This window comes from Leucobacter tardus, assembly GCF_017583045.1.
Taxonomy (GTDB): domain Bacteria; phylum Actinomycetota; class Actinomycetes; order Actinomycetales; family Microbacteriaceae; genus Leucobacter; species Leucobacter tardus.
The window spans coordinates 756,001-780,878 of record NZ_JAGFBF010000005.1; the positions used below are offsets into that span (position 1 = coordinate 756,001).

Consider the following 24,878-nt stretch of genomic DNA (forward strand, 5'->3'; position numbering starts at 1 on the left):
GAGGTAGGCCGTGGAGGTACGCATCGGCATCGCACAGTCGCCGCGCGAGCTCAGCTTCGAGACCGATCAGAGCACCGAGAGCGTTCGCGAGCTCTTCGAGCGCGCCGGAGGCGACGGATCGAAACTCGTCACGCTGAGCGACAGCAAGGGGAAGCAGTTCCTCGTGAACATCGATAGCATCTCCTATGTGGAGTTCGGCGGCGAGTCCGGTCGCAAGGTCGGGTTCGTCAGCTGATCTACCGGCCCGCGTCGGTCGCGCTCTCGGGCGCGGCCGACGTCGGATCGTGCGGCGCGGGAGCGCCGCGTTCGAGCAGCACGGCCACCTCGAGGTGCCCCGTATGCGGGAACATGTCGAAGAGGCGTGCGCTGCGCACTGCGAAGTCCGGCATGCGCTCGAGATCTCGCGCCAGTGACTCCGGGTTGCAGCTCGAGTAGACGACGCTGCGCACGCGTCGGTTCCGCTGCAACCAGTCGGCGAGTTCTCCGCCGATGCCCCGTCGCGGCGGATTGACGATCACGAGCTCCGGCGCCTCGCTCTCGTGATCGTGCGCGTATGCCGTGGCGTCGGAGGCGATGAAGTCGGCATGCAGACCGGCGTCGGCGGCGCTGCGTTCAGCGGCCTCGATCGCGCTCGTACTCAGCTCCACCCCGGTCACCGCGCGCCCCGGTGCCGCGCAGTGCAGTGCGAAGCCTCCCACGCCGCAGTACAGATCCCAGAGCGTCTGCGGTCCCATCGCATCCACCCAGTCGGCGACCTGGGCGTAGAGCGCCTGCGCGACGACGGTGTTCGTCTGGAAGAAGCTGCGCGGCTGCAGGTGCAGCGTCACCGGGCCGAGGGGCATCGGCAACGATGCCCCGTGGAGCACGATCTCCTCATCGCCCTCGAGCACGGCGCGGTGCTCGGGCAACAGGTTGACCGTGACGACCACGGCCGCCGGGATCGCGGCGCGCACTGCGCCGAGACGCGCCCGGATGCGGCCGAGTCCCTCCTGAGTGCGCACCACGAAGCGCAGCATGAGATCGCCGTTCGGCGCCTCGGTCACGTGCACGTACTTGAGCTCGCCCCGGCGAGCCGGCACGTCGTACGGGGCGAGTCCCGTCGCGTTCAGTACCTCGGCCAGTGCGGGGATCGCCGCGTGGATCGCGCCCCCCTGGATCAGGCACGCCCGGAGATCGACGCCGGTGCCGTCACGAGCGAGAATTCCGAGGGTCACCGCTCCCGCGCGCCCGCCGACCGCGAGCTTGGCGCGGTTGCGGAACGCCCGCACCCCGCCGGGCACCGGGGCCACCCACGCCGACTCGGGGACGGTGGGCAGCAGACTTCTGCAGCGTGCCTGTTTGCCCGCCAACTGATCGGTGATCGGCGTCTCGATGAGCGTGCAGGATCGGCAGGCACCCGAGACGAAGTACCCGCAGCGCACTGCGGGGTCCCGCGGGGAGGCGCTGCGCCGATCCGCGACGTCCGTCACTACGCCGTCAGCCCCAGACTGTCCATGCGCCTGATGTGATCGGCGATGAGGTCGGTGAACACCGGCTCGACCTCGCTCTCGACGAACTCGCGACGCTCGCTCAGTGTGAGCACGGCACGCGAGACGAGGAGCGTGTCGCCGACGAGACGACGACCCCACAGCGCGAGCCAGCTGGCCAGTCCGTCGTCGGCCGCGATCTCGCGCGCGAGCAGATCGTGCAGCTCTTCGCGGGCGCTGCCGTCGCCGAGGATCTCGATCGCATCCGACCGATACCCGTCCTTGATGCCGCCCGCGAGGCTCGCGAAGAAGTCGTCGAAGAGACCGCCGACGAGGTACAGCGACAGCACGTGCTGATGCCAGTCGGGCACCTCGATGCGCTCGACGTAGCGGTCGATGATGCCGCCGAACGGAGTCATCACCACGTGCGGCTCGTGCCCCCGCCGCCGGATCTCCTCCGTGAGGCGCTGGTGCTTCGACAGCGCGAGACCGGCGACCCGGGCGAGCACGTCCTTGCCCTCGAGCGTCGCCGCCCCGGAGACGGCGCGGGTCGCCGCGGCGTAGAGCTCGAGCTGCAGGTACGCGGTCATGCCGAGGAACGGCAGCATACCCGGTGCGAACTCCGAGACGGCGACGCGTTCGGCGCGCTCCGCGTCTCCGCGCGTCCGGAGCTTTCGCGCCGGCGCACTCGACTTGCGCAGTCCTCGGATCCATTCGAACACCCCGTCATTGTAGCGAGGTCGCGTCGGAATCCGGGCATGTTGCAGCCGTCCCCTCCCGGATCGTGGAGCGGACGTGCCATAGACTGTGCGGAGCACGCCCACGTCGGAGGACAGGGATCCCCGGCGGCTACGCGGGGTCTGAATCAGCGCGTAGCATCACCACGAACTGCAGAGGACACCACGTGACCACGTTTACCGAGCTCGGCGTCGACGCCGATATGGTCGAGGCGCTCGCCTCCCGAGGCATCGTCGATGCCTTCCCCATCCAGGAGCAGACGATCCCCCTGGGGCTCGACGGCCAGGACATCATCGGCCAGGCGAAGACCGGCACGGGCAAGACCTTCGGCTTCGGCCTCCCGGTGCTGCAGCGCATCGGCGCGAACCCCGAACCCGGAGTGCAGGCCCTCGTGGTCGTGCCGACGCGCGAACTCGCGCATCAGGTGTACGAGGATCTCGAGCTCGCCGCACAGAACCGCGCCGTCCAGGTCGTGCCGATCTACGGCGGCAAGGCCTACGAAGGACAGGTGGAGCAGCTGAAAGCCGGCGCCCAGATCGTCGTCGGCACGCCGGGTCGTCTGCTGGACCTCGCCGGTCAGCGCCTGCTCGATCTCGGCAAGGTGCGCGAGATGGTCCTCGACGAGGCCGACAAGATGCTCGACCTCGGGTTCCTCGGCGACATCGAGAAGCTGTTCTCGCTGACCCCCGAGACCCGGCACACGATGCTGTTCTCGGCGACGATGCCCGGCACCATCGTGACGTTGGCGCGCCGCTTCATGTCGCGGCCCATCCACATTCGGGCGTCCGACCCCGACGAGGGCGTCACTCAGGCCAACATCGAGCACATCATCTACCGCGCCCACTCCCTCGACAAGGACGAGGTGATCGGCCGGATCCTGCAGGCCGAGGGCCGCGGCAAGACCGTCATCTTCATGCGCACGAAGCGCGCCGCCGCCAAGCTGCAGGAGGAGCTCGTGGACCGCGGCTTCTCCGCCGCGTCGGTGCACGGCGACCTGAACCAGGATCAGCGCGAGCGGGCGATGGCCGCGTTCAAGTCGGGCAGGAAGGACATCCTCATCGCGACGGACGTCGCGGCGCGCGGCATCGACGTCGACGATGTCACGCACGTGATCAACCACACGGTGCCCGACGACGAGAAGTCGTACCTGCACCGCGTCGGCCGCACGGGCCGCGCCGGACGCACCGGCATCGCCGTGACCTTCGTCGACTGGGACGACCTGCACAAGTGGGCACTCATCGACCGCGCGCTCGAGTTCAACCGTCCCGAGCCGCAGGAGACCTACTCGTCGTCGCCGCACCTCTTCAACGACCTCAACATCCCCGAGGGGTCGAAGGGTCGTCTGAAGGCCACGCCCATCAAGGAGCGCGCCCCGAAGTCCGGCGGATCACGGTCGGGCTCCGAGCGCTCAGAGCGCTCGAGCGAGGGCAGCTCCGGCTCCGAACGGAACCGTTCGCGGCGTCGCACGCGCAGCGCCAACCCGCAGGGGCCCGGCCGGCACGAGTCGCACGCCCCCGCCCGCGGCGAGGCCGAGAGCACCGCACCGGGCGACGATGGCGCGACCGGCTCAGGAGCCCAGGGCGAGCCGGGCACCGCACCCCGTCGCCGTCGGCGTCGCCGTCGCGGCGGCTCGGGACAGGGTGGCGAGCAGTCGGCCGCCGCCAACGGCGAGCAGTCCGCCCCCGGCACCGATGGCGAGTCGGCCTCGACGACGAGCTAGCCGCAGTGCGTCGTGATCCCTACTCGGGGATCGCGACGCACTCGCGAATCCGTGCCACGGTCGCCGCGTCCGTCGTGCGCTCGCCGAGACGGTTCGGCTTGCCGGCACCGTGGAAGTCGCTCGCGCCGGTGACCACGAGACCGCGACGACGCACGATGGCGCGCAGTCCGGTCAACCAGTCGTCGCGATTCTCCGGGTGCTCCAGCTCGACGCCCCAGAGGCCCGCATCGGCGAGGTCCTCCAACGCCGCGTCGGTGACCGGACCGCTCTGCCGCGCGGCGGCGGGATGCGCGAGAACGGCGACCCCTCCGGCGTCGCGCACCAGCTCGATCGCCTCGGCGGTGTCGGTCGCGTAGGTGGGCACGTAGTACGGGGATCTCGGGTGCAGGATCTCCGCGAAGACAGTGCTCCGATCGGCGTAGTAGCCCGCGGTGACGAGCGCATCCGCGATGTGCGGCCGCCCGACGGTGCGATCGTCGCCCTCGGCGACCACCGTCTCCCAGGCGATGTCGTAGTCCGCTGCGAGTCGCGCGACCATCTCGCGCGCCCGCGAGTGCCTGGCCTCTCGCACGGCGCGGAGCTCGTCGGCGAGTCGCCCGCGCGAGACGTCGACTCCGTAGGCGAGCAGGTGGGTCGACCGATGCCCGTAGCGGGTCGTGATCTCGACGCCGGGCAGAAAGGCGATGCCGGCCTCTGCGGCCGCGGCTCGCGCTTCCGGCCACCCGGTCACCGTGTCGTGGTCCGTGAGCGCGATGCCGGCCAGACCCAGCGCAGCGGCCTCGCGAACGATCTCACCCGGCGTCGTCGTCCCGTCAGAGTGGATCGAGTGCGTGTGCAGGTCGTACCCGCTCAGCGAAGAGGCCATTCCCCCATGCTAACCCGCCGGGCGCGGACCGCTCGCGGGCCGGCACCTCCGGTGCCATGATGGAGGGATGACTGAGACGCACGAGGCGAAGATCGATCACAGCAACCGGAGCTCGACCCCGCGCAGCAACGCGTTCCTCGAGTACATCTCCTCCGGGTGGGCGCCGCAGCGCGCCGACACCCCCGCACCCCTTCCGGCCGCGCGCTTCGCCGCGGACCGCCGAGCGGCGCTCTCGCGCGAGTTCCCGGGCGAGCGGATCGTCATCGAGGCCGGTCCGATGAAGCAGCGGTCGAACGACACGTTCTACCCCTACCGGCCGCACAGCGCGTTCGCCCACCTGACCGGGTGGGGGTCGGACTCCGAGCCGGGCGCCGTGCTGGTGATGGACCCCGTGGAGGGCGGTCACGAAGCGACCGTCTACTTCCGGGAGCGCGCCGGACGCGACAGCGAAGAGTTCTTCGCGAACCCCGAGATCGGCGAATTCTGGATCGGCCCGCGCCCGTCGCTCGAACAGGTCTCCGCGATGCTGCAGCTGCGCACGGCACCCCTGGGCGACTTCGCGAGCGTCGCCGGCGAGCGAACCCTCGAGAACGACGCGGTGGCCCGTGTCGCCTCCGAACTGCGACTCGTGAAGGACGACTACGAGCTCGCCGAGATGCAGGCGGCCGTCGACGCCACCGCACGCGGGTTCGCCGACGTGCTCGCCGCGCTGCCGACCGCCTCCTCCGCGCCCCGCGGCGAGCGCGTCGTCGAGGGCGTCTTCAACCAGCGCGCCCGCCTCGACGGCAACAGCGTGGGGTACGAGACCATCGCCGCGGCCGGCCCGCACGCCTGTACCCTCCACTGGATCCGGAACGACGGCGATGTGCTCGACGGCGACCTGCTGCTCCTCGACGCCGGCGTCGAGCTGGACAGCCTGTACACGGCCGACATCACCCGCACCGTGCCCGTCAACGGCCGCTTCACCCCGGTGCAGCGCCGCGTGTACGAGGCGGTGCTCGAGGCGGCCGATGCGGCGCGGGCGATCGTGCGGCCCGGCATCAGGTTCGGGGACGTGCACGACGCGGCGATGGAGGTCATCGCGCGCCGGACCCGTGAATGGGGGTTCGTGCCCGAGGACGCGGAACCCGGCGTCGACTACCACCGGCGCTACATGGTGCACGGGACGAGCCACCACCTCGGCATGGACGTGCACGACTGCGCCCGCGCCCGGCGCGAGCTCTACCTCGACGGGATCGTCCAGGCCGGCATGGTGTTCACCATCGAGCCGGGTCTCTACTTCCAGCCCGACGACCTGACGGTGCCCGAGGAGTACCGCGGCATCGGAGTGCGCATCGAGGACGACATCGTCGTCACCGCCGACGGGTCGGAGAATCTGTCGGCGGACATTCCGCGCACCCCGGACGCCGTGGAGGCGTGGGTGCAGGCGGCAATCGGCCGCTGAACGGCTGACGGGTCCGCGTCAGCGGCGCGGACCCGTCGACCACAGCGCCCATGCGACCAGCGCCGGCTGGAAGAACAGCCGCACGAATCGCTTGCCGTCGCTGTCGAGACCGAAGCCGTCGCGACCGTGCACGAACTGCGACAGGTTGCCCGGGAAGATCGCGACGAAGAACGCCGCGGCGAGCGTCCCGATCCGCCGCGCCCTGCGGCCCTGCGACACCGCGATCGCGGTCCCGAGGGTGATCTCGACGACACCCGATCCGACCACCGTGGTGTCGGGGTCGACCGGGACGAACTCGGGCACCTGAGCGCGGAACGCGCGTCGGGCGAACGTGAGATGGGCGATGCCGGCGAAGACGAGGATCGCGCCGAGCGCGACGCGTGCGATGCTTCTCACGATCAGTCCGGTGCGTCGAGGGCTGTCGGATCCTCGTCCTGCGTGCGGTCGTCTCGCTCCTGCGCGGAGCCGCTGTCCGGCTCCTCGGCGTCGAGCGCGTCCGCGCGCTCCTCCGGTTCCATGTCGGCCTGCGGCTGCGCCTCCGGCGCCGCCTCCGCCGCTTCGGCCTCCGTCTCCTCACGTGCCGAGATCACCGTGCGACCGGTCACGTTCGCCGGGGTGCCGTCGGGTTCTGGCTGGGTGTCATCGGTATCGGTCACGAGGTGCCTCCCTGTGCGCGTCGGGTCTGCGGTCCCTCCCTATGCTCGCACGGCGGAGCCGTGCGCGCAGGGGCTTGCGCCCGCTCCGACGATTCGCCTACTGCGCCGCTTCGGTGAGGATGCGACGCGCATCGAAGAGGAGATCGCCGTTCGTGATGAGGTCGTAGCGCGACGCCACCATCTGCATCACGGAAGAGAAGTCGCGCCTGTTCCGGTTCATCGCGTAGGAGAGCACGCCGAAGAGCATGCCGAAGCCGGCGCCGATCGCGATGGCCGCGAGGAAGACGCCCGCGATCCCGGCATTGTCGGGCTGGAAGATGAAGAGCAGCAAGCCGAGGAACAGACCGAGATAGGCACCGGACATCGCTCCCATCAGCGCGACGCGGGCGTAGGTGAGTCGGCCCGTCACGCGCTCGACGCTGCGCACATCGTTGCCGAGGATCGACACCTCGCGCACCGGGAACCCCGCGCGCGCGAGCACGTCCACGGCGTGCTTCGCATCCTCGTACCGATCGTAGGTCGAGATGATCTCGCCCTCCGGAATCTCGGGAATCGCGAGTCGTCGTGACGATGCGGCGGGACCTGGCATGCTCATGCACTCATTCTCCCACTCCCCGGCCGGTGAATCATCGGAGAATACGCAACATTCAGCGCCGTGCCAGTACCGTAGGAGGGGTGAGCAGCTCGAGAGTCTTCGTCGGTCGTCTCGCCGGTCGCGGCGTCTTCGATCCCGTCGGCGACCGCATCGGCAAGATTCGCGACGTGCTGGTGGTGTTCCGCACCGCGGAAGCGCCGCGAGTCGTCGGGCTGATCGTCGAGATCCCGGGGAAACGGCGAGTGTTCACGCCCATCGGGCGCATCACCTCGATCCGCTCGGGGCAGGTGATCAGCACCGGTCTCATCAATGTGCGCCGCTTCGAGCAGCGCGGCGGCGAGACGCGGATGATCGCCGAACTCATCGGACGCGAAGTCAGCGTGCTCCTCCCCGATGCGCCGGGGCCCACCGCGACCATCGAAGACGCCTCCATCGAGCGCACACGGTCGGGCGAGTGGGTCATCTCCGAGCTCTCGGTGCGGTTCCCGAAGCCGGGCGGTGCGTTCGCCCGCGGCGAGTCCCGCATCGTGCGCTGGAGCGACGTGCGCATGCCCCACGCCGGATCGGGTGCGCAGTCCGTCGAGCTGTTCCTCAGCACACTGGTCGACCTGAAGCCCGCCGACCTCGCCGAGACACTGCTGGAGCTTCCCGAGCCGCGCATGCTCGAGGTCATGGCCGCACTGCCGGACGAGCGACTCGCTGATGCGCTCGAGGAGATGGCCGAAGCCGACCAGCTGTCCATCCTCGCCCAGCTCCCCTCGGATCGCACGGCCGAGGTCCTCGATCGGATGGACGCCGACGACGCCGCCGACCTCATCTCGGCATTGCCGCAGGCGCGCGGTGAAGAACTGCTCGGCCTCATGGAGCCCGAAGAAGCGGAGGACGTCAGGCGCCTGCTCGAGTACGACCGGGACACCGCGGGCGGACTCATGAACCCGGCGCCGGTCGTGCTGCCGGCCGAAGCGAGCATCGCCGAGGCACTCGCGATGATCCGACGCTCCGAGATCACGCCGGCGATGGCCTCGGCCGTCTACGTCACGCACCCGCCGTACGAAACGCCCACGGGCGAGTACCTGGGCGTGGCGCACTTCCAACGGCTGCTGCGGTTCCCCCCGCACGAGCGCCTGAGCGCACTGCTCGACACCGAGATCGAACCCATCCCGGCCGTGGCGAGCGCCGCCGAAGTCTCACGACGGCTGGCGAGCTACGATCTCGTGGCCTTGCCGGTCGTGGACGAGGCCGACCGCCTCGTCGGAGTCGTCACGGTGGACGACGTGCTCGATCATCTACTGCCCGACGACTGGCGGCACGCCGACGACGACGATGACAGCGGCACGACCGCGCCCACCCGAGGAGGTCGAGGATGAAGCGACTGTTCCGCGACAACCCGGGCCTCGATGCGCCGCGGACCGCAGCCGGGCGACCACGGCGCACGGGCGGCGGCCACAGCAACGAGCGCTTCGGACGCTGGACGGAGGGCATCGCCCGCGGCATGGGCACCCCGTGGTTCCTGCTGATCCTGACGCTCTTCTGCGTCGCCTGGCTCGTATGGAACACGCTCGCCCCCGCAGAAGTGCGCTTCGACTCCGCCGCGCTCGGCTTCACCGCGCTCACCCTGATCCTCTCGCTGCAGGCGTCGTACGCCGCACCGATGATCCTGCTCGCCCAGAACCGGCAGGACGACCGCGACCGCGTGCAGATCGAACAGGATCGGCAGCGAGCCGAGCGCAACCTCGCCGACACCGAGTTTTTGGCGCGCGAGGTCGTCGCCCTGCGGCTCGCGATCCAAGAACTGCCGGATCGCGACGTCATCAGGCAGGAGCTGCGCGCCCTTCTCGCCGAGCTCGACCGCGAGGAGCGGGATGACTGAAGCGCCGCCCCCGCGCGCGCAGGCCTCGGACGCCGAGGAGCGCGTGTGGCGCTCGCTCGACGGCGTGCGTGATCCCGAGATCCTGCGTCCCATCACCGAACTGAACATGGTGCCCGAGGTGCGCGTCGACGAGACGGGCGCTGCGGCCGTCCGCGTTCGGCTGACGATCGCGGGGTGCCCGGCGGCACGACGCATCGAGCGCGATGTGCGCGTCGCCGTCGAGAGCACCTCCGGCGTCCGGTCGGCCGAGGTCGTCATGGAGGTGATGACCCCCGAAGAGCGTCGCGCCTTCACCGAACTCGTCCGCGGCGGGAAGACCCAGCGCGGCAACCAGTTCGGCCCCGACACGCTCACGCGGGTGATCGCCGTGACGAGCGGCAAGGGCGGCGTCGGCAAGTCGTCGCTCACCGCGGGCCTTGCGGTGTCGCTCGCGCAGCAGGGCCTCGCCGTGGGACTCGTCGACGCCGACGTCTTCGGGTTCTCGATCCCCGGGATCCTCGGCTTGAGCCGGGACGGGCACGTCGAACAGCCCACGCGCGTCGACGACATGATCCTGCCGCCGGTCGCGCACGGAGTGAAGGTCATCTCGATCGGCATGTTCCTCGGCGAGGGCGACCCGCGCACGACCGCCGTCTCCTGGCGCGGCCCGATGCTGCACCGCACCATGGAGCAATTCCTCCGCGACGTCTGGTTCGGCGACCTCGACGTGCTGCTGCTCGACCTGCCGCCAGGAACGGGCGACATCGCGATCAGCATCGGCCAACTGCTCCCCCACGCCGAGGTCGTCGTGGTCACGACGCCGCAGGAGGCGGCGGCCGATGTGGCGGTCCGCAGTGCCCTCGTCGCGCGTCAGACGGGCCAGCGCGTCGTCGGGGTCATCGAGAACATGAGCGGGCTCGCGCAACCCGACGGCACCGTGCTCGACCTCTTCGGGAGCGGCGGCGGCGCACTCGTCGCGGAGCGTCTGAGCGATGCGGAGCACGGCGAGGTGCCGCTGCTCGGCACCGTTCCCCTGAGTCCTGAGTTCCGCGCCTCTGGCGACGCGGGAGCACCCGCGGTGCTCGCGCACCCCGACGATGTCGCGGCGGCGGCGGTGCTGCGCATCGCCGCCCGTCTCGGAGGCCTCGGTCGAGGTCTCGCGGGGCGTTCCCTCGGGCTGCGACCCGCGACCTGAGGCTAGGTCGCTTCCTCGTCGAAGTTGAGCACCAGGTCACCGCTCACGACGGCGAACTTCGCCGGCGTCCGATCCGCGTCAGCGTCCGCCGCACTCGCGTCGCTCGTGCTCCCGCCGCTCGCACCGCTCGGGCTCGCATCTGAGGCGCCCGTACGCTCCGCATCTGCGGCGGCCTGCCCCGCCCCATCCGCTCCCGCTGAGCCCCCATCGGCATCAGCTGCGGGCGGAGCATTGCTGACCGCCCGCCGACGCTCGGCGACCTCCTGCATGCGCTGTCGCCGGGCTTCCGCACGCGCTTCGCGTTCGTCCTCGACCAGCGCGTCGCGGATGATGCGTCTCGGATCGTACTGCCGCGGGTCCAGCTGACGCCAATCGACCTCGTCGAACTCGGGGCCCATCTCGTCGCGCAGGCGATCCTTCGCACCGTTCGCCATGCGCTTCACGCTGCGCACGAGCTCGCCCAGCTTCTGCGCGTAGACCGGAAGACGATCGGGGCCCAGCAGGAACATGGCGACCAACGCGATCACCAGCAGCTTGTCCATCGTGAGACCCATGGGCTCCATCGTAGTGCCGCACCCCGTGAGCGTTCCCCACACCCGGCGTGTGGGGGCCGAGTCGATCCGGGAACCCTCTACACTCGGAACCGCGTGACCGGTCAGGATCCAGGAGGCAATCGGTGAGCAAGCTCGAGCGGAATTGGCAGTTCGCGGAACAGTACCCGAACGAGACCGAGCCGCAGATCAGTGCGCGCCGCCTGTCGTTGGAGCTCGGCATCGAGCCGGTGAGCCGCGCCATCGCCGCTCAGCTGTCCTCGTTGGTCGTGCTGAGCGGAGCGCGCGCGATCTGCGAGATCGGCACCGGCGTCGGCGTCAGCGGTCTCGCGCTGCTGCGTCACGCCCCCGAAGCCGTCCTCACCTCCATCGAGGTCGAGCCGGAACACTTGAAGGAGGCGCGCGCGGTCTTCGCGAGCGCAGGCATTCCCGCATCGCACGTCCGGTTCATCGAGGGCAACGCCCAGCAGGTCCTACCCCGCCTGAACCTCGCCTCGTACGATCTCGCGCTGCTCGACGCCGATCCTGAACACCTGCTCGAGTACGTGGAATACGCGCTGACGATCGTCCGCCCCGGCGGCTGCATCGTCGTCCCGGGCGCGTTCGCCAGCGGACGCGTATCGGATCCCGCCGCACGCGATCACCGCACCCAAGCGGTGCGGGACCTGCTCGCCATGGTCTCGGAGTCCGCGGCCATCGCCCCCGCGCTCTCGCCGGTCGGGGACGGCCTCCTCATCCTCACACGCCTCTCCGACTGACGCGTCGCGCGACGGCGTTCATCCCTCAACGCAAGAACGCGCGCCCCCGCATCGGGAGCGCGCGTTCTCTTCGCGTGGCCGCGTCAGCCGTCGAGGACGCCGTTCAGCACATTGCGAAGCTCCGTCGCCTCGTCGTCGTTCACGGAGACCACCAAACGGCCGCCACCCTCGAGCGGAACCCTGAGCACGATGACTCGGCTCTCGCGTACCGCTTCCATGGGCCCGTCGCCGGTCCTCGGTTTCATCGCCGCCATGGCGCCTCCTCGCTAGTCGTCGTACATCTCCATTATCCGGTGCTTTCCGGAATCTGGAAAATCCGGTCGTTCACGACCGGTCATGTGACCGGATTCGCGCCTTCCCCGAGCAACCAGGCGCGCAGCGCCCGGTGCGCCTCCTCGATCTGCGGCACCGGCACCCGCTCGTCATCCGCGTGGGCGAGCAGCGGGTCGCCCGGCCCGAAGTTCACGGCCGGCACGCCCTGCGCCGAGAACCGCGCCACGTCGGTCCACCCGACCTTCGCCTCGGGGACACCGCCGACGGCGGCGAGGAAACCTCGGGCGAGCTCGGCATCGAGGCCGGGTCGCGCGCCGGGGGCGAGGTCGGTCACCTCGAACTCGTCGGCGTCCGCGCAGAACTCGCGGACCAGCGACACCGCCTCCTCCGTCGAGCGCGAGGGCGCGAACCGGTAGTTCACCTCGATGTCGACGCGATCCGGGATCACATTGCCGGCCACACCCCCCGAGATCTGCACCGCATTCAGGCCCTCGCGGTACTCGAGTCCGTCGACCGTCACCCGTTCCGCCTCGAAGGCGGAAAGCCGCTCGAGCAGGTTCCCGGCCCGGTGGATCGCATTCACACCCGTCCAGCTGCGCGCGGAATGCGCGCGCGTACCGAGGTAACTCACCCGAGCGCGCATCGTGCCGTTGCACCCGCCCTCGATCTCGGCCCTGGTCGGTTCCCCGAGGATCGCGAAGTCCGCTGCGAACAGATCCGGCCGGTTGCGCAGCGCGCGTCCCAGACCGTTGAGCTCGGCAGACACCTCCTCATGGTCGTACCAGATCCATGTCACGTCGACGGCAGGGGCGTCGAGCTCGATCGCGAGTGCGAGCTGCACGGCGACACCCGCCTTCATATCGACGGTGCCGCGCCCCCGGATGATGGCCTCACCGGTGTCCGGATCATGCTCGTCGGTCACAGGAAGATTCTCGTTCACCGGAACCGTGTCCAGGTGCCCCGCGATCGCCACCCGATGGGCCCGACCGAGTTCGGTGCGCGCGATGAGCGTATCCCCGTCGCGGTGGACGGTGAGGTGCGGGGCATCGCGCGCGAGCACCTCGGCGACGGCATCGGCGATGCGTCGCTCGTTGCCGGACACGGACTCGATGTCGCACAGCTGACGGGTCAGCGCGACGGGTCCCGCAGCGGGATCCAGGAGGTTCGAGGAGGGTTCGCTCACCAGACCAGCCTATGACACCGCAGCGGCACGGCGGAGACCGACGCGGAGCGGTGACCGCCGCGATACGCTGGTTCCATGAACGACACTCGCACCGCACACGCGTCCGGCCTCGCCACCGTGGCCGCAGACGGCTCGACCCTCGACGCCTGGTTCCCCGCGCCTCGACTCGGCGGCCGCGCCACCCCTGAGGACCGCTGGATCGCTCCGGTAGAACTCGAACGGGCGGCAGGCGCGGATGAGCGGCGGAACGTTGAGATCCGGGTCGTGAACGTAGAGATCGATCTCGACGCCGCGCCGACCTCGGTCGAGGACGCGTACTTGCGACTCCACCTGTTGTCGCACTGCCTGGTGCGACCGAACACCATCACCCTCGACGGGATCTTCGGCCAGCTGCCGAACAACGTCTGGACGACGGCCGGCCCCATGCTGCACGATGACTATCTGAAGCGTCTCCCCGAGCTTCGGACGGCCGGCATCACGGCAACCGGGATCGACAAGTTCCCCCGGCTCACCGACTACGTCGTGCCCGACGGCGTGCGCATCGCCGACGCCACGCGGGTGCGTCTCGGGGCGCACCTCGCGCGCGGCACCACCGTGATGCACGAGGGCTTCGTGAACTTCAACGCGGGCACGCTCGGGGCTTCCATGGTGGAGGGGCGCATCTCCCAGGGAGTCGTCGTCGGAGACGGCTCCGACATCGGCGGCGGCGCGTCGATCATGGGCACCCTCTCGGGTGGCGGCACGCAGCGCATCGCCATCGGCGAGCGCGCACTGCTCGGCGCCAACTCCGGCATCGGCATCTCCATCGGCGATGACACCGTCGTCGAGGCCGGCCTCTACGTGACCGCAGGCACGAAGGTGTCGCTCCCGCAGGGTACCGTCGAATCGGGCGGCTCCCCGGTCGAGGTGAAGGCCGCCGAGCTCTCGGGGGTCCCGCAGCTCCTCTTCCGCCGCAACTCGCGGAACGGAGCCGTGGAAGCGCTGCCCCGCGAAGGCCACGGAGTCACCCTGAACGCAGCGCTCCACGCCTGACGCGCGCCGGGCCCGCCCCTCGAGGGCCCCGACCCTCGTGCGGGCCCCGACCCACGTGCGGGCCCCGACCCTCGTCGAGATTGCGCAAACTCGTGCTTCACCATCGCTGACACCAGATCTTGCGCGATCTCGGCGATGCCTGCAGGCGCCGCTCGCGGGCGCGCGCATCGGGAACACGGGCCCGCGAACCCTTGCGAAGCCCCGCCCATCGTCGAGATTGCGCTCACGCTTGCTTCAAACGGATCGAAGCGCGAGTTTCTGCAATCTCGGCAACGCCGGCGGACGCCCCTTACCGGCCAAAGCGCGGGCACCCTCGCGGGCCAAGGTGCGAGGACGAGTGGCTCACGCGACCCGGGCCCGCAGCACGACCACGGACCGCGGACCGCGGACCCTGCTAAGAGCGGTTGAGGTGCCGCTCTGGGCTGCCCATGTAGAGCTGCTGCGGACGCCCGATCTTCGTCAGCGAGTCCTCGTGGCTCTCGCGCCACTGCGCGATCCAGCCGGGCAGGCGTCCGATGGCGAAGAGCACCGTGAACATCCGCGTCGGGAACCCCATCGCCTTGTAGATGACGCCGGTGTAGAAGTCGACGTTCGGGTAGAGCTTGCGCTCCTTGAAGTAGTCGTCCTCGAGGGCGATCTGCTCGAGTTCCTGCGCCAGGTCGAGCAGCGGATCGTTGATCCCGAGCTCTTCGAGCACGCGGCCGGCGCTCTCCTTCACGATGCGGGCACGGGGGTCGTAATTCTTGTAGACGCGGTGCCCGAAGCCCATGAGCTTCACCCCGTCTTCTTTGTTCTTCACCTTCTCGACGAAGGTCTGCACGCTCTGCCCCGAGTCGCGGATCTGGCCGAGCATGTCGAGCACGGCTTCGTTCGCTCCACCGTGCAGCGGTCCGGAAAGGGCGTTGATACCGGCCGAGATGGAGGAGAACATGTTCGCCCCCGTGGAACCGACGAGGCGCACCGTCGACGTCGACGCGTTCTGCTCGTGATCCGCGTGCAGGATCAGCAGCTTGTCGAGCGCATCGACCAGCACCGGGTTCATCACGTACTCCTCGGCCATGTTGCCGAAGTTCAGTCGCAGGAAGTTCTCGACGAAGCCGAGATTGTTGTCGGGGTACAGGAACGCCTGGCCCACGGACTTCTTGTGCGCGTACGCCGCGAGCACGGGAAGCTTCGCGAGCAGGCGGATGGTGTTCACCTCGACGAACTCCGGAACAGCAGTGTCGAGCGAGTCCTCGTAGTAGGTCGACATGGCCTGCAACCCGCCCGAGAGCGCCGCCATGGGGTGGGCGGTGTGCGGCAGCCCTTCGAAGTAGTACTTCATGTCTTCGTGCAGCAGGGTGTGTCGACGAATGACGCCGTCGAACTCGGCGAGCTCATCCGCGGTGGGCAGGTTCCCGTAGATCAGCAGGTACGCGACCTCGAGAAACGTCGACTGACGCGCCAGCTCCTCGATCGGGTACCCGCGGTACCGCAGGATCCCGGCCTCGCCGTCGATGTAGGTGATGCGCGACCGCGTCGATGCGGTGTTCACAAAACCGTAGTCGAGCGCCGTGAGGCCGGTCTGCTTCGTCAACGAGCTCACATCGATCGACGAAGCCCCGTCTTCCGCCTGCAGGATGGGCAACTCTGCCGATCCGCCGGGGAACGTGAGCTTCGCGGAGGCCTGAGTCTGGCCCTGAGTCGATTCGGTCACGTCATCTCCTCGTGAGGTCTGTCGGTGCAGCGGTGCGCGCAGAGGTGATTGCACGCAGCACTCCCACCTTATCCGTGCGGGTGCGTTACCCGCACCGACAGACTATCTCGACGTCGAGCAAAAGGCGATTTGACGGGGTTCAGCGCCCGCGCAGGCGAGCTGCAGCAGCGGCGATGTCGGCGTCGGATGCCGTGAGTGCCAGTCGCACGTGCTGCGGCGAGTGGTCTCCGTAGAAGTGCCCGGGACCGACGACGATGCCGAGGTCGGCGAACGCGGCGACCGACTCCCAGGCGTCGGCGTCGCGGGTCACCCAGAGGTACAGCCCCGCCTCACTGCCCTCGACGCGATAGCCGGCGGATTCGAGGGCGGGGCGCAGGACCTCGCGACGCGCGCGGTAGCGTTCGCGCTGCTCCGCGACGTGCGCGTCGTCGGCGAGCGCGACGGCCATGGCGTGCTGCACCGGTGCCGGCAGCATGAGTCCGGCATGCTTCCGCACCGTGAGCAGACGCGACACGAGAGCGGGGTCGCCACCGATGAGGGCCGCACGATATCCGGCGAGATTCGACTGCTTGCTCAGCGAGTAGACGGAGAGCACACCCGAGTGGTCGTCGCCGACGACCTCCGGGTCGAGCACCGAGGGGATCCGCTGACCCACCCAAGGGGCTTCCCACCCGAACTCGGCGTAGCACTCATCGCCCGCGACCACGGCCCCGAGCGCTCGGGCGCGCGATACCGCCGCCCGCAACGCGTCCACGCCGAGCACGCGCCCGTCGGGGTTGCCCGGCGAGTTGAGCCAGACGAGCCGCGTCGATTCCGGCCAGGAGTCGGGATCGTCGCTCGCGACCGCCTGAGCGCCGACGAGCGCCGCGCCCATCGCGTAGCTGGGGTACGCCACCCGCGGGTGCACGACCGTCTCGTCCGGTCCGAGGCCGAGCAGCATCGGCAGCAGCGCGACGAGCTCTTTCGATCCGACCGTCGGCAGCACCGCATCAGCGTCGAGCACGACACCGCGACGACGGCGGAACCAGTCGACGATCGCGTGACGCAATTCGCCCGATCCGGCAGTCGAGGGATACCCGTGGGCGTCCGTCGCGGCGGCCAGTGCCGCGCTCACCGGCTCGGGTGTCGGATCGACCGGGGAGCCGACGGAGAGATTCAGTGCTCCCCCGGAATGGGCGCTGGCCCGCTCCGCATACGGCGCCATGGCGTCCCACGGGTAGTCGGGCAGTGCGGCGCGCACCGGTTACTCGCCCTGCGGCGGGAGCGCGGCGATGATCGGGTGGTCGAAGTCGTAGACCCCCGTCTTCGCTGCGCCGCCCGGCGATCCGATCTCATCGAAGAAATCGACGTTCGCGGTGTAGTACTCGGACCACTCCTCCGGAAGATCGTCCTCGTAGTAGATCGCCTCGACCGGGCACACCGGCTCGCAGGCGCCGCAGTCCACGCACTCATCGGGGTGAATGTAGAGCGAACGTTCACCCTCGTAGATGCAGTCGACCGGGCACTCGTCGACGCACGCGCGATCTTTCACATCGACGCACGGAAGAGCAATGACGTAGGTCACAGAACCTCACCTTTCAATCGACTGCACCGGAACCCCTCTATCCTACGCCCGGTGCACCTGCGCGAACGCGCTACAGCTCCGGCTCGGCGACGGTGAACGGCGCCTTGACCGGGATCGAGGTGGTGATCACGGGGACCTCGACCGTCGGAACGTGGTGCTCCCCCTCACCGTCCCGCGGCAGGATCCCTGCGGAGAGTCCCTCGAACTCGCCCAGGTCGGGGCCCTGGCCGTCGAGCTCGACACGCGTCGGCTCGGACTCCCCGATATCGAACGCCCGTCCTCGCACGTGCACCGTCACCGGCGTATCGCCCTCGACGAGCGCGAACGAGATCGCATCGCGTTCGAGCTCGACCGATATGCGGCTGCCGCGCCACATGAGCGAGAACGCCAGCCGCCCCCAGTGCTTCGGCAGACGCGGATCGAAGCTCAGCTTTCGGCCCGCGTCGCGCATGCCGGCGAAGCCCTGTACGACGGTCATCCAGATGCCGCCGGCCGAGGCGACGTGCACCCCGTCCGACGCGTTGCGGTGGAGGTTGTCGAGATCGACGCGCAGCGCGTGTTCGAAATAGCGGTACGCGAGATCCTGGTACCCGACCTCGGCGGCGATGATCGACTGCACGACCGCGGACAAGCTCGAGTCCCCCGTGGTAAGTGCGTCGTAATACTCGAAGTCCGCCCGCTTCTGCTCGAGCGTGAACTCGTCGCTCGCGAGGAGCAGCGCCAGCACCACGTCCGCCTGTTTCAGCACCTGGTACCGGTAGATCACGAGGGGGTGGAAGTGCAGCAGGAGCGGCTTCTGCTCGGGTGGCGTCGCCTCGAGATTCCACATCTCGCGCTCCAGGAAGTGCGCGTCCTGCGGGTGCACCCCGCTCTCCTCCGAGTACGGCACGCACATGTGCTCCGCGGCCATCGCCCAGTTGTCGACCTCGTCCTCACCGAGGTCGAGGCGTTCCACGAGTTCCCAATAGTCGGCGGGGGCGTCCCGCATCCCGCGTCGCACGACCTCGACGGCGAAGCGCAGGTTGAACTGCGCCATCACGTTCGTGAACAGGTTGTCGTTCACGACTGTGGTGTACTCGTCCGGCCCGGTGACGCCGTGGATGTGGAACTGACCCTCACCGACGGCGCCGCCGCTCCAGAACCCGAGGCTCGACCAGAGACGCGCGGTCTCGACCGCGATATCGCTGGCGCCACCGGCGATGAACCCCGTGTCGCCCGTCGCCGAGACGTACCTGGCGAGCGCGTAGGTGATGTCGGCGTTGATGTGGTACGCCGCGGTTCCCGCCGCGTAGTAGGCGCTCGCTTCTTCCCCGTTGATCGTGCGCCACGGGAAGAGCGCCCCGTTCTCGCTGAGCATCGCCGCACGGGCTCTGGCGCGCGGCAGCATGCGCTCTCGTGCACGCAGGGCGTTTCGCGCCCACCGTGGAGTCGTGTACGTGAGGAACGGGAGCACGTAGATCTCGGAGTCCCAGAAGTAGTGCCCGCTATAGCCGGAACCGGTCAGTCCCTTCGCGGGGATCCCGCGCCCGTCGGCGCGGGCCGCGGCCTGCGCGAGCTGGAAGAGGTTCCAGTTGATCGACTGCTGCACACCCGGCTCGGCATCGACCTCGACCCCGCTCGCGCGCCAGAAGTCATCGAGGAACGCGCGCTGCGCACGCCACCGCTGCCCCGCGGGTTCAATCGCGAGCTGTTCCAGCGACTGCTCGCAGCGGTCCACCATCTCGGTCAGCGCGGAGGTGGCGGACGAGTGGTACATGATCGTCTTCGTCAGTCGAACGGTCTGACCCTCGTACGCCGTTCCCTGGAACAGGTGCCGCACGCGGTCGGGTCCGGCCTCGACGCGGGAGTGCCACCCCTCGCCGAGATCCTGCATCTCGCTCAGCGCGCCGCTGGAGATGCCGGTGTTGAGCTGCAGCGGCTCGCGATCCGGATCCGGCGCGAAGACGTGGTCCACGCCCACCGCGACCTTCATCCCGGAGTTGTTGACGCCGTAGCTCATGATCGTGCGGCTCATGCTGTGCCGATGCGGACCGGGATTGAGCACTCGGTCCGTCAGCATCTCGCTCTGCCTGGGATCGTTCATCGCCCGGGTCTGCCCGGCCTCGCCGACCTCTGCACCCGGCGTCTCGGTGTTCACTCGAGCAAGATCCTGCCGGTTGATCACCAGGCTGCTGAACGTGAGCTCGGCGTCGGCATCGAGCGCCGTGACCGTCATCTCGACGGTCGCCATATGCCGGTGCACGAACGAGACCATGCGCTTCGTGTCGACGCGCACCCGCTTGCCCGTCGGCGTGAGCCAGACGAGCGAACGGGTGCAGGTGCCCGCCCGCAGATCGAGGGTGCGCGTCACCTCGCGGATCTCGGAGGTCTCGAGATTCAGACGCTCGTCGTCGACGTAGATGCGGATCGTCTTCGCGTCCGGCGCATTCACGATCGTCTGGCCGTGCTCGGCGAACCCGTAGGCGTTCTCAGCATGCTGGATGCGCCAGGTCTCGTGCAGTCCGTTCACGAAGGTGCCGTGACTGCCGAGCGGCAGTCCCTCCTCGTGGTTGCCGCGCAGACCGAGATACCCGTTCGCGAGCGAGAACAGCGTCTCGTCCTCACCGGCGAGCGCGGGATCGATGCCGCGCACGACCAGCTTCCACGGATCATCGCCGAACGAGCGCTGCGTCTCCATGCCCGGGTTCATCGCACCAGCTCCTCGAGATCGCGCACGACCACGTCGGCGCCGGCCTCCCGCAGTGCCTCGGCCCCGGTCCCCCGGTCGACGCCGACGACCCAACCGAATGCGCCGGCATGCGCAGCGGCGACACCTGAGACGGCGTCCTCGAAAGCTGCGGCCCGCTCCGGAGCGCAGTCGAGCAGTTCGGCCGCGCGCACGAACGTGTCGGGCGCCGGCTTGCCCGGTAGCCCCTCGCGCTCGGCGACGCTCCCGTCGACGACCACCGCGAAGCGATCGCGCAGGCCAGCCGCGCGGAGCACCGCATCGGCGTTGCGGGAGCTCGATACGATGGCGAGCGGACGGCCGGCGAGCTGGTCGAGCAACCGCACCGAGCCGGGATACGCCGAGATGCCGTCTCGCTCGAGTACCTCGGTGAACACGCGGTTCTTCCGGTTGCCGATGCCAGTGACGGAATCCAGTCCGTCATCATCGGCCTCGCCGACCGGGAGCGAGATGCCCCGCGCGGCGAGCAGCGTCGCGACGCCGTCGAACCGCGGCCGCCCGTCGAGCGAGCGATAGTAGTCGCTCTGCCGATACGGCTCCGCACCGTGACGCGCGAACACGTCGTCGAATGTCTCATGCCAGGCCCGCATGTGCAGGTCGACGGTGGGGGTGATGACCCCGTCGAGGTCGAACAGAAACGCGTCGTAGTCGTCGATCAATACGTCGACCCTTCTGTGGCTGTCGTCTTACTTCTGGGATCCTGCCAGCAGCGCCTGCACGAAGTACCGCTGGAACGCGAAGAACACTATCAGCGGTACCAGCATAGACAAGAACGCACCCGCGGAGAGCACATCGATGTTCGATCCGAACTGTCGCAACTGCGACTGGATCGCGACGGTCAACGGTTGCGAATCCGAGTTGGTGAAGATCAACGCCACCAGCATGTCGTTCCAGGTCCAGAGGAACTGGAAGATCGCGAGCGACGCGATGGCGGGCAGCCCGAGCGGCAGCATGACCTGGAAGAAGATCCGCCAGTCCTTCGCCCCGTCGATCCGCGCCGCCTCGAGCAGCTCGGCCGGCACCTGGATGAAGAAGTTGCGCAGCAGGAAGATCGCGAACGGCAGCCCGAATGCGGTGTGGAACAGGATCACCCCGAGCACGCTGCCGAAGATGCCGAGCGTTCCGAAGAGACGCGCCAGCGGGATCAGCGCGACCTGCAGCGGCACCGCGAGCAGCACGATGACGGCGAGGAACAGCCAGTCCCTTCCCGGGAACCGCAGCCACGCGAACGCATAGGCCGCGAGGGATCCGAGCAGGACGACGAGCACCGTCGTCGGTACGGCGATGACGACGGTGTTCCAAAAGGATCCCGTGATCGTCGGGTTCGACAGCAGGTTCGCGTAGTTCTCGATCGTCAGCTCGGTCGGCTTCGTCAGGACCGTCCACCAGCCGCTCGACGCGTTGTCGCCGACCGAACGGAACGAGGTGAGGAGCAGGCCGACCGTCGGCACGAGCCAGAAGATCGCGACGATGAGGAGGACCACGTTGATGATGCCGCGGCCCAGCCCGCCGGCGATCCGCTGCCCAGTCGTGCGGCGGGGCTTTGCGGCAGTTGTCGCGCTCATCGGCTCCGCTCCTCCTTGAACCGTCGAATGTTCACGATCATGGACGGCAGCACCAGGATCAGCAGCAGCAGCGCGAGGGCCGAGCCGAGTCCCTGGTTGCCCCCGCCACCGAACGACACCGTCCACATCTCCACGGCGATCACGTTCGCCGCGGGTTTCGAGGCCCCGGGTGGGATCACGTACACGAGGTCGAAGATCTTGAGCACGTTGATGATGAGGGTCACGAACACCACCACCAGCACGGGAGCGAGCAGCGGAGCCGTGATCCGCGTGAACACTTTCCACTCACTCGCGCCATCGGTGCGGGCGGCCTCCTGCAGCGATCGATCCATGGCCGACAGGCCCGACGCGATCATCACCATGGCGAAGCCCGCCCAGATCCAGATGTAGGAGAGGATCACGACCACGTTGATGAAGGTCGAACTCAGCCAGGAAACGCCCTGCGCTCCCGCGTCGAAGTTCGCGGCGGGCAGCGCGACCCGGTAGCTCTCACCGGCATCGAGACCCGAGATGGTGTACGTGCCGCCGGCGCCGGTGGTCGCGAATCCGCGGATGGATCCGTCCTCGGCGACGGCGTCGACCCGCACCCCCTCCAGGCCGCGCTTCCCGGGCTCGATCTCGCCGTTCGTTCCCCCGCCGCCCGAGATCACATCGAGAAAGACCGTGCCCGCGATATCGGTGGATCCCGCGGCGTCGACCGCCTCGGCGTCCGCGAGCCCCTCGGGAAGGTCGCTCTGCTTCACCCCGGTGAGCGGAAAGTTCTGCACCTCGCCCGTCGCCACCGTCGCGTCCGACGCGATGATGCCGCCATCGTCGACGATGCCGAACCCTTCGCGCGGGCCCGCTCCGGGGTACCCGGCCTCCTCGCCGAACACGCTCTGCACACTCGTGATCGCCGCGTTCACGACGCCCAGCTGCGGGCTCTCCTGGAACATGCCGCGGAAGATCACGCCCGCCGCGAGCATCGAAATCGCCATCGGCATGAACACGATGAGACGGAACGCGGTCTTCCAGCCCAGTTTGTCGACCAGCACCGCGAAGATGAGTCCGAGCACCGTCACGGCGACGGGAGCCACGATCACCCACATGATGTTGTTGCGGATTGCGGTGAACGTCGTCTCGTTCGTGAACATCGTCACGTAGTTCTCCCACCCGACGAACTCCGACCCGCTGCGATCGAAGAAGGACCGGATGAGCGTGTAGATGATCGGGTAGACCACGAGCGCCCCGAGCACCAGCAGTCCGGGACCGAGGAAGGAGGCGATGACGAGTCCCCGCCGCAGGCGGGCGGGGCCGCGGAGCTGAGGTCCGCGGCCCCGGACCTGCACCGGGACCGTGAGTGTGCGACTCATTGGGCGGCGGATCAGTAGGCGTCTGCCGCCGCGTCCTCGAGACGCTGCGCGGTGCCGTCGATATCGGTCGGATCCTGGTAGAACGAGATCATCTCCTGCCAGAAGCCCTGACCGGGCGTCCCCCCGAAGGCGCTCGGCGCGAGGTCGGACATGTCGAACCGGATCTCCTCCGCCTCGAGCAGGGACTCCGCGATCTGCTGCGTCGTCTCGTCGGGGTAGAGCGACGTGTCGACACCGGAGTTCGCCGACAGCAGTCCGCCCTCCGGCACCCACACCTCTGCCGCGTCGGGAGACGCGAGGAACTCCATGAGCGCCGATGTCGCCTCATCGTCGGCGAACTGCACGGCGACGTCGCCACCGGAGACGACGCTCGGATCCGAACCGTCGATCGCCGGGAAGTCGTAGAAGAGGGCGTTCTCCCCGACGACCGACGTGCCGTCGGCGGCGATGTTGCCCGCGACGAAGTCGCCCTCGAAGACGGTTCCCGCCTCGGGATCCGCGCCGAACACCTCGGTCACGCTCGTCGGGAAGTCGCGCTGGTCACCGCCGGGTTGCACCAGATCGGTGCCCCAGAGCGAGGCGAGCACCTCGAGCGCATCCTTCACCGACTGATCGGTCCACGGGATCTCGTGGTTCGTCAGCTGGTCGTACTTCTCAGGACCCGCGGTCCGCAGGTAGACGTTCTCGAACCAGTCGGTGAGCGGCCACCCCACGTCGGCGCCGACCGAGATGCCCGAGTAACCGGCGTCGCTCACGAGCTGCAGCTGCTCCAGGAAGCCGTCCCAGTCCTCCGGCGCCTCCGCGCCCGCCTCGTCGTAGATGTCGGAGTTGTACCAGACCGTCGACTTGTTGGCGACCTTGAACCAGACGCCGTACAGATCCCCGTCGACACTGCCGAGATCGGCCCAGGTGTCGGCGTAGTTCTCAGCCACGGCCGACTGCACCCCCTCGCCCACCGCGACGATGTCGCCGTTCTGCGCGAGGGACTGCATGAGCGCCGGCTGGCCGATGACTGCGACGTTCGGCGGGGTGCCACCCTCGAGCTGACCCTGAATGTACGTCGGCCCGTTGTCGCCGAAGCTCGTGTAATCGACCTGCGCACCCGTGCGGTCGCTGAACTCCTGCAGCACCGCCTCGAAGTTCTCCTGCTCGGCGCCCGACCACGCGGCCGCCACGGTGAGCGTCTCCCCCTCGAAGTCGCCCAGCGACTCGTCGCCACCGCCTCCTGAGCAGCCGGTCAGTACCAGCGCGGTCGCCGCGGTGAAGCCGATCGCCGCGAACACCCGACCGCGTCCACGAGCGATTCGCCCGGTCGTCACTCTTCCGATAGTCATCAAGCACTCCTCGTCGTTGTGGTTGCCGTTCGTCGTCCTCGACAGGCGGGACGGTGCGACGCGCGATCACGGAACACCGCTCCCCCGCATCACGTTACTCCGAGAGCCCAGCAGGGTTCACCCTCGGCCATCCCCGAGACGTGATCGTTATGGTCTGGGTGGGCGGGGTGGGCGGGGCTGGGGTGCGCGGGCGGGCGCCGGGGTTCGAGTCCACACTCGGCATCACCGAAAGCGCGCAAAGTCCCCCTTCAGGCAAGGTGAAGCCAGCACAAGTGCGCTCTGGGCGAGGCGGGCGCGGCTCACGCGGCGCGCGGCGG

24 protein-coding genes and 1 pseudogene are annotated in these 24,878 nt (G+C 68.9%); 8 read left to right on the forward strand and 17 right to left on the reverse strand.

Annotated elements, in window-relative coordinates; genetic code table 11:
* Positions 1–10: 10 nt before the first annotated feature.
* Complete coding sequence (locus J4H85_RS10440) at positions 11–235, forward strand: DUF3107 domain-containing protein (protein WP_208239365.1); 225 nt, start codon at positions 11–13, stop codon at positions 233–235.
* A 1-nt stretch (position 236) separates the two neighbouring features.
* Here the strand turns inward: J4H85_RS10440 and J4H85_RS10445 are convergent, their stop codons facing one another.
* Both J4H85_RS10445 and J4H85_RS10450 read right to left on the reverse strand, forming a co-directional pair.
* Positions 237–1,469: a methyltransferase domain-containing protein gene (locus J4H85_RS10445; protein ID WP_307863606.1), complete on the reverse strand. Its 1,233-nt coding sequence runs from the start codon at positions 1,467–1,469 to the stop codon at positions 237–239.
* Complete coding sequence (locus J4H85_RS10450) at positions 1,469–2,188, reverse strand: ferritin-like fold-containing protein (protein WP_208239367.1); 720 nt, start codon at positions 2,186–2,188, stop codon at positions 1,469–1,471. Before J4H85_RS10450 ends, J4H85_RS10445 begins: the two co-directional genes overlap by 1 nt.
* Positions 2,189–2,406: 218 nt before the next feature.
* Here J4H85_RS10450 and J4H85_RS10455 point away from each other — a divergent pair, with 218 nt between their 5' ends.
* Positions 2,407–3,924: a DEAD/DEAH box helicase gene (locus tag J4H85_RS10455; protein WP_208240431.1), complete on the forward strand. Its 1,518-nt coding sequence runs from the start codon at positions 2,407–2,409 to the stop codon at positions 3,922–3,924.
* Between the two features lie 19 nt (positions 3,925–3,943).
* Here J4H85_RS10455 and J4H85_RS10460 read toward each other — a convergent pair whose 3' ends face one another.
* On the reverse strand, positions 3,944–4,789 hold the full coding sequence (locus J4H85_RS10460) for a PHP domain-containing protein (RefSeq protein WP_208239369.1): 846 nt from the start codon (positions 4,787–4,789) through the stop codon (positions 3,944–3,946).
* Between the two features lie 67 nt (positions 4,790–4,856).
* Between J4H85_RS10460 and J4H85_RS10465 the strand changes: the two genes are divergently transcribed.
* Entirely contained in the window at positions 4,857–6,233 is a 1,377-nt protein-coding gene (locus J4H85_RS10465; protein WP_208239371.1) for an aminopeptidase P family protein, read from the forward strand.
* Positions 6,234–6,251: 18 nt separating this feature from the next.
* Here the strand turns inward: J4H85_RS10465 and J4H85_RS10470 are convergent, their stop codons facing one another.
* The 3 genes from J4H85_RS10470 to J4H85_RS10480 form a co-directional block, all read right to left on the reverse strand.
* Positions 6,252–6,629, reverse strand: a complete 378-nt coding sequence (locus J4H85_RS10470) for a DoxX family protein (RefSeq protein WP_208239374.1) — start codon at positions 6,627–6,629, stop codon at positions 6,252–6,254.
* Between the two features lie 2 nt (positions 6,630–6,631).
* On the reverse strand, positions 6,632–6,889 hold the full coding sequence (locus tag J4H85_RS10475; RefSeq protein WP_208239376.1) for a hypothetical protein: 258 nt from the start codon (positions 6,887–6,889) through the stop codon (positions 6,632–6,634).
* 97 nt (positions 6,890–6,986) lie between these two features.
* A complete protein-coding gene (locus tag J4H85_RS10480; RefSeq protein ID WP_243893611.1) occupies positions 6,987–7,484 on the reverse strand; it encodes a YflT domain-containing protein in 498 nt (165 codons plus the stop codon).
* An 80-nt stretch (positions 7,485–7,564) separates the two neighbouring features.
* Here J4H85_RS10480 and J4H85_RS10485 point away from each other — a divergent pair, with 80 nt between their 5' ends.
* From J4H85_RS10485 to J4H85_RS10495, 3 genes are read left to right on the forward strand one after another with little or no spacing between them, the layout of a single operon-like run.
* Complete coding sequence (locus J4H85_RS10485; RefSeq protein ID WP_208239378.1) at positions 7,565–8,851, forward strand: magnesium transporter MgtE N-terminal domain-containing protein; 1,287 nt, start codon at positions 7,565–7,567, stop codon at positions 8,849–8,851.
* The gene (locus J4H85_RS10490; RefSeq protein WP_208239380.1) at positions 8,848–9,354 is read left to right on the forward strand and encodes a DUF1003 domain-containing protein; all 507 of its coding nucleotides are present in this window, start codon (positions 8,848–8,850) and stop codon (positions 9,352–9,354) included. The genes J4H85_RS10485 and J4H85_RS10490 overlap by 4 nt, the downstream gene beginning before the upstream one ends.
* Positions 9,347–10,528: an Mrp/NBP35 family ATP-binding protein gene (locus tag J4H85_RS10495; protein ID WP_208239382.1), complete on the forward strand. Its 1,182-nt coding sequence runs from the start codon at positions 9,347–9,349 to the stop codon at positions 10,526–10,528. The genes J4H85_RS10490 and J4H85_RS10495 overlap by 8 nt, the downstream gene beginning before the upstream one ends.
* A 206-nt stretch (positions 10,529–10,734) precedes the next feature.
* On the opposite strand, the pseudogene J4H85_RS10500 reads toward J4H85_RS10495, so the two are convergent.
* A pseudogene (locus J4H85_RS10500) lies at positions 10,735–11,082 on the reverse strand (twin-arginine translocase TatA/TatE family subunit); the annotation flags it as partial.
* A 122-nt stretch (positions 11,083–11,204) separates the two neighbouring features.
* On the opposite strand from J4H85_RS10500, the gene J4H85_RS10505 reads away from it, so the two are divergent.
* Positions 11,205–11,837: an O-methyltransferase gene (locus J4H85_RS10505; RefSeq protein ID WP_208239384.1), complete on the forward strand. Its 633-nt coding sequence runs from the start codon at positions 11,205–11,207 to the stop codon at positions 11,835–11,837.
* 83 nt (positions 11,838–11,920) lie between these two features.
* Here the strand turns inward: J4H85_RS10505 and J4H85_RS10510 are convergent, their stop codons facing one another.
* Together J4H85_RS10510 and dapE are read right to left on the reverse strand one after the other, a co-directional pair.
* Positions 11,921–12,091 (reverse strand): DUF3117 domain-containing protein, encoded by a 171-nt coding sequence (locus J4H85_RS10510; RefSeq protein ID WP_208239386.1) that lies wholly within the window; start codon positions 12,089–12,091, stop codon positions 11,921–11,923.
* Between the two features lie 80 nt (positions 12,092–12,171).
* Complete coding sequence (dapE, locus tag J4H85_RS10515; RefSeq protein WP_372440202.1) at positions 12,172–13,293, reverse strand: succinyl-diaminopimelate desuccinylase; 1,122 nt, start codon at positions 13,291–13,293, stop codon at positions 12,172–12,174.
* A 75-nt stretch (positions 13,294–13,368) separates the two neighbouring features.
* Between dapE and dapD the strand changes: the two genes are divergently transcribed.
* On the forward strand, positions 13,369–14,325 hold the full coding sequence (dapD, locus tag J4H85_RS10520; RefSeq protein ID WP_208239388.1) for a 2,3,4,5-tetrahydropyridine-2,6-dicarboxylate N-succinyltransferase: 957 nt from the start codon (positions 13,369–13,371) through the stop codon (positions 14,323–14,325).
* 394 nt (positions 14,326–14,719) lie between these two features.
* On the opposite strand, the gene J4H85_RS10525 is transcribed toward dapD, so the two are convergent.
* The 8 genes from J4H85_RS10525 to J4H85_RS10560 all read right to left on the reverse strand — a co-directional run bounded on the left by J4H85_RS10525 (position 14,720) and on the right by J4H85_RS10560 (position 24,561).
* A complete protein-coding gene (locus tag J4H85_RS10525; protein ID WP_208239396.1) occupies positions 14,720–16,021 on the reverse strand; it encodes a citrate synthase in 1,302 nt (433 codons plus the stop codon).
* A 139-nt stretch (positions 16,022–16,160) separates the two neighbouring features.
* On the reverse strand, positions 16,161–17,261 hold the full coding sequence (gene dapC / locus J4H85_RS10530; protein ID WP_208239397.1) for a succinyldiaminopimelate transaminase: 1,101 nt from the start codon (positions 17,259–17,261) through the stop codon (positions 16,161–16,163).
* A gap of 3 nt (positions 17,262–17,264) precedes the next feature.
* Positions 17,265–17,585: a ferredoxin gene (fdxA, locus tag J4H85_RS10535; protein WP_208239398.1), complete on the reverse strand. Its 321-nt coding sequence runs from the start codon at positions 17,583–17,585 to the stop codon at positions 17,265–17,267.
* Between the two features lie 70 nt (positions 17,586–17,655).
* Positions 17,656–20,274 (reverse strand): glycoside hydrolase family 65 protein, encoded by a 2,619-nt coding sequence (locus J4H85_RS10540; protein WP_243893612.1) that lies wholly within the window; start codon positions 20,272–20,274, stop codon positions 17,656–17,658.
* The gene (locus J4H85_RS10545) at positions 20,271–20,969 is read right to left on the reverse strand and encodes an HAD family hydrolase (RefSeq protein ID WP_208239399.1); all 699 of its coding nucleotides are present in this window, start codon (positions 20,967–20,969) and stop codon (positions 20,271–20,273) included. The genes J4H85_RS10540 and J4H85_RS10545 overlap by 4 nt, the downstream gene beginning before the upstream one ends.
* Positions 20,970–20,996: 27 nt before the next feature.
* Positions 20,997–21,875, reverse strand: coding sequence for a carbohydrate ABC transporter permease (locus J4H85_RS10550; protein WP_208239400.1), 879 nt, complete (start codon positions 21,873–21,875; stop codon positions 20,997–20,999).
* Positions 21,872–23,227 (reverse strand): carbohydrate ABC transporter permease, encoded by a 1,356-nt coding sequence (locus J4H85_RS10555; RefSeq protein ID WP_208239401.1) that lies wholly within the window; start codon positions 23,225–23,227, stop codon positions 21,872–21,874. Before J4H85_RS10555 ends, J4H85_RS10550 begins: the two co-directional genes overlap by 4 nt.
* 11 nt (positions 23,228–23,238) lie before the next feature.
* The gene (locus J4H85_RS10560; protein WP_208239403.1) at positions 23,239–24,561 is read right to left on the reverse strand and encodes an ABC transporter substrate-binding protein; all 1,323 of its coding nucleotides are present in this window, start codon (positions 24,559–24,561) and stop codon (positions 23,239–23,241) included.
* Positions 24,562–24,878: the final 317 nt, after the last annotated feature.